Origin of the sequence: Lutispora sp., assembly GCF_041687175.1 — a bacterium.
Classification (GTDB): domain Bacteria; phylum Bacillota; class Clostridia; order Lutisporales; family Lutisporaceae; genus Lutispora.
Genome location: NZ_JAWLCK010000173.1, coordinates 1 through 4,569, shown reverse-complemented (window position 1 = coordinate 4,569; position 4,569 = coordinate 1). Strand labels below are relative to the sequence as shown.

Sequence of the window (4,569 nt, the reverse complement as noted above, 5' to 3'; positions counted from 1 at the left end):
ATTTTCAATATTTGTGCAAAAATATTTTTTCTATGTTATTTTTCTTAATTCTATGTTTCTTTACAATATTTTATCGTATATAAATTATTAGAGATTTATATAAATTTCCCCTTATGTATATTACGACCATTCTTAGCAGCACATTTTGAATTTTCGTGGCTTTTTTATCCTTCTTTCGTATTTCGACTCTATCAGCAAAAATTCTCATAGGGTATTTGTATTACCCAACCAAAAAAAATCGCTCTAAAGCGATTTAAATGCGTCATTATTTGGGGTATGAGTAGTAACGGAACAAAAAACCGGAATAAGCAATCCATAAATTGCCATAATCCCGGTTTCTGGAGGAGTATATCTTACTTGTTACTATCATACTCATTTTTTATAATATTCTCTGCCATTCTTGCTTTATCCTGAAGGTATTAAGACTCATGATATATACGTATCCGATAGCGACAAATACGGCGATCCAAGGGAACAATTGCTTCAGGGTGCCGCTTGGGATGCAATGCGTTCTCAAGTTTTAAGGACTCTTGATTGGCCTGCTGCTGCCGATGAAGCATTAAGAGTCCTTTCCGAAGAGCTTAATGCAGCATATAACAATACGGCTATGAGGTGGAACAATAATCCGGCCGTTCGTATAGAATCGTTCGCAGGGCAAGACCTGCTTGTTCTTACACCATTGGACAAGTTGGAAGAACCAAGGTCTTTGAAGGTATTAAGAAAACGGGTGCAAGCTTTGCTTCCACATATAGACCTACCGGAATTATTGCTGGAAATTAATAGATGGACAAGTTTTACTGATGCCTTTACTCATATTAGCCAGGGTAGTTCAAGAGTTAATGATTTAGACACTAGCATCTGTGCGGTGCTTATCTCTAACGCTTGCAATATTGGACTTGAACCAGTAGTGCAACCAGGTGTCCCAGCTCTGGAATATGATAGGCTTACGTGGGTAGAGCAGAATTATTTCAGGACAGAAACACTGACGCAAGCTAATGCTGCTTTGGTGGATTATCATGCAAAATTGAACCTTTCAAGAATGTGGGGCGGCGGTGAAGTGGCTTCTGCCGATGGGTTACGCTTTGTTACACCGGTTAAGACAATAAGTTCCGGTTCCAACCCCAAATACTTCGGAGCCGGCCGGGGCGTTACTTATTACAACTTTACAAGTGACCAGTTTACAGGTTTTCATGGTATTGTCATACCGGGTACGATCAGGGATTCATTGTATTTGCTGGAAGGTATATTGGAGCAGCAGACAGTATTAAAACCACGTGAGGTCATGACGGATACAGCCGGATATAGCGATATTATTTTCGGCTTGTTTGGGCTTCTTGGATACCAATTCAGCCCTCGCCTTGCTGATATTGGATCAGCAAGGTTTTGGAAATTAGACACTAACGCTGAATATGGTATTTTGAACAAATTAGCCCGGAATAAAATACGGCAGGATGTTATCTGTCGGTACTGGGATGATATGCTGCGTGTTGCTGGCTCACTGAAGCTAGGAACAGTCAACCCTACACAATTGATACAAATGCTGCAACACGGTGGAAAGCCTACTATGTTGGGACGAGCAATCGGTGAATTTGGCCGAATCTATAAGACACAATACCTTTTGACTTACCTGGATGATCCTGATTACCGCCGCAGAATCCTGACACAGTTAAACCGTGGGGAATCCCGGCATAGTTTAGCCCGTGCTGTCTTTTATGGGAAAAGAGGGGAATTACACCAATCCTATCGTGAAGGGCAGGAAGATCAACTAGGCGCACTTGGGCTTGTAGTAAATGCTATTGTTATCTGGAATACAAAATATATTGAAGTAGCTCTTGATGCCATTAAACAAGCTGGGCAACCGGCTTTCGACTCTGATATTCAACGATTGTCCCCGCTTGGATATGAACATATCAATATTATGGGCAGATATTCTTTTGTGCTTCCGGAAGAGATAGAACAGGGCGGCTTAAGATCACTTTTATCGGTCGATAAAATAGTAAATGATATAGGAGATGGAAGCTGAAGTTCGAATCTTATAGCTTCCATCCCCTATATCATTAGTATAAAATGGATTATTTGTTCCTGTTTTCTGTTCCGTTACTACTCATACCTAAAAACGGTCATATGCAATTTTTAAAATAAAATAATTCATAATGGGTTACATAAAGTCACTTACATTATATAATAATAAAATTAACCATAGAAAAATAGCGAGGTGACGGCATTGAAAAGAATATTGTTTATATCTTTGATAGCACTCTTAACATGGTCTATTACTTTTGCGTTCGGGCTTTCAGATTACAATGTGGGAGAAAAACCATTAAACAAAGCGATGATAGAGATACCTGAACTTGATTATCAAGATGTTATTACTACCCTATTGATGCCTTATATTGATGAGTCACTTAATAAATATTATTCAGAGTACTTATATGAGATTCCAGGTGTTAGTCCATCAGATGTTAAAATCGTTAGCATTAATAGACCCAACGGTGACCGTACAAGTTTATTTGTTATATCTTTATCTCTGCAACCATATTTGGGACCACATAACACCGTGGGAACCGATAATATTATATTTGAAATTAAATATGGTAAAAAACCTAAAACTATAAAGTTTGAGCATATAAAGAGTAATAAGCTACCTTCTAGTTATAATAATATAATAAAAAAGTGGCCACCAGAATAAATTGAGATACTTTAAATAACATTCTAGGCAGATAAACATCTGCCTAGAATGTTATAGTTAAATATTAAATGAGCCAGTATTTATTTTTATGGCCAGTATGCATGGTAATCCCTAATCTTAGTCTCAAAAGTATTATTACACCAATTCCAGACTGCGCTTCCAGAAGCTCCTGTACCTTGCCATACATCCAACCAGCCTAAAGTCAAATCTCCACTATTATAAGATGAATAATCTTGGTCACCTATATCCTCTACTGTAAATGTTGTCCTAGTACCACCGCCATACATTGGTACTGAACTTGTCAAAGTAATGTGGGCTCCAAAATTAAATAAAGGAATGTCAGAATCAGGTTCATCAGGGTGTACCGCAACTGCACCTTTGTACGGCATATTCCCACTTGCGCATGCTGTCCCATTGCTGCAATATGCAGTAATGGTTTGATCTTCCATATCAGCTGTCCACGATGAATTTACTGGTACAGTAATACTTAGTATAATCAATGCAGTAAGTGTAACAACTGTGAAGAAGCTGGGCTTTTTCTTTAGCATCTTTTGAACCTCCTTAATACAAATTTCCATTAGTTTTTCATTAATTCCCACTGTTGACTTGAATCTGTAACATAAAATATATCTTCATTAACTCCATATACTGATGATATATTTTCACTGGTTACTTGACTCTTAACATTAATAACTTCAATGGAACCACCCCTTTCTTTGAAATAGAAGATTCTATTATTTTCGCCTATAAAGTATATATCTTTAATGTTCGGATCATAGCAAATACGCTTAATATTTATGCCAGTATTATCAACCTGTGTCCATTGATCAGTTAACTGATTTTGCACCCATATGCCAGTATCATTGTATACTACTAAACTGCTTTCAAAAAGCTCTATCCCCAACGGTTTACTACTAATTGGAGTTACAGTGCTTGTCCATCTTAAGTTGATTCTTTTATATATGTTTTTTTCACTGCATATAAAGACTGTGCCATTGGGTTGGAATCTCACCAACCATGTATTAGATGGTACATCTATCGTATTCCATATTTTAGTATCCTTTGTTAAAATGTACAACTTATCTTTAGTTAAAAGTGCAAGATTACCATTTCTCATATCAGAGCTGATAATTGTATTCCTTGGTATATTGAATAAACTGGCCCAATTCTCTCCTTTATCAATTGTAAAGTAAACACTATCTTTTGTAATTGAATAAATAGTATTATCATGTTCATAATCCTTTGAGAAATATAACTGCTTAACAGTATGATTAAATCTCATATCTACCCAACTTTTTCCTCCATCAGTAGACATAAATAAAGCATTTTTCGATTCCTTCGTCAATGGATCTATTACAGTGCTTACTAAGACGGTATTATCTTTTTCATAATTGGGTGATACTTTGATAAAATTAGCTTTTATATTCTTATTGCTATTGAGAGCTATCTTGTTTTCGCATTTATAAATATAACCACCATTAGAAACCTTGTGTTCGGCAAGTATCAAATTTCCTGTACTTAAATCGAAGTGCAGTTTTGTAAAATATCCCTGATTATCTTCTCCGATAACAGATATTATTTCCTTACCATCGATTTTTCTTAGAGTGTAATTATAACCCTTCGCCCAAGCTTGTCCAGGTTGTAAATTAAATAATGTTTTAGATTTTATCAATGCTTGCGGGCTATCAAATGCTACAGTGCCCAAGTTCATTAACTCATCCTTATTTATCATCTCTGATGTCAGCTTTTTATGTTTTATATGTCCATTGTCTATAGTTAATTGTTTTTGCTAACTTGATTTGTCTCCCGGTTGCCCAGTGACATTGTCTCTGAACAATCGGATTTGCTCTCTTGTTTTGTCGCTTACAGTCCGTTAAAAT

The 4,569-nt window shown here is 36.4% G+C and carries 3 protein-coding genes and 1 pseudogene; 2 read left to right on the top strand and 2 right to left on the bottom strand.

Annotation, left to right across the window (positions count from 1 at the left end; genetic code table 11):
* Positions 1–412: 412 nt before the first annotated feature.
* Positions 413–2,023: pseudogene (locus ACESM9_RS14600) on the top strand (Tn3 family transposase); the annotation flags it as partial.
* Positions 2,024–2,224: 201 nt separating this feature from the next.
* The gene (locus ACESM9_RS14595; RefSeq protein WP_373000315.1) at positions 2,225–2,689 is read left to right on the top strand and encodes a DUF3888 domain-containing protein; all 465 of its coding nucleotides are present in this window, start codon (positions 2,225–2,227) and stop codon (positions 2,687–2,689) included.
* Between the two features lie 86 nt (positions 2,690–2,775).
* Here the strand turns inward: ACESM9_RS14595 and ACESM9_RS14590 are convergent, their stop codons facing one another.
* Both ACESM9_RS14590 and ACESM9_RS14585 read right to left on the bottom strand, forming a co-directional pair.
* Positions 2,776–3,237 (bottom strand): hypothetical protein, encoded by a 462-nt coding sequence (locus ACESM9_RS14590; protein WP_373000311.1) that lies wholly within the window; start codon positions 3,235–3,237, stop codon positions 2,776–2,778.
* Positions 3,238–3,266: 29 nt separating this feature from the next.
* On the bottom strand, positions 3,267–4,421 hold the full coding sequence (locus ACESM9_RS14585) for a hypothetical protein (RefSeq protein ID WP_373000308.1): 1,155 nt from the start codon (positions 4,419–4,421) through the stop codon (positions 3,267–3,269).
* Positions 4,422–4,569 lie beyond the last annotated feature (148 nt).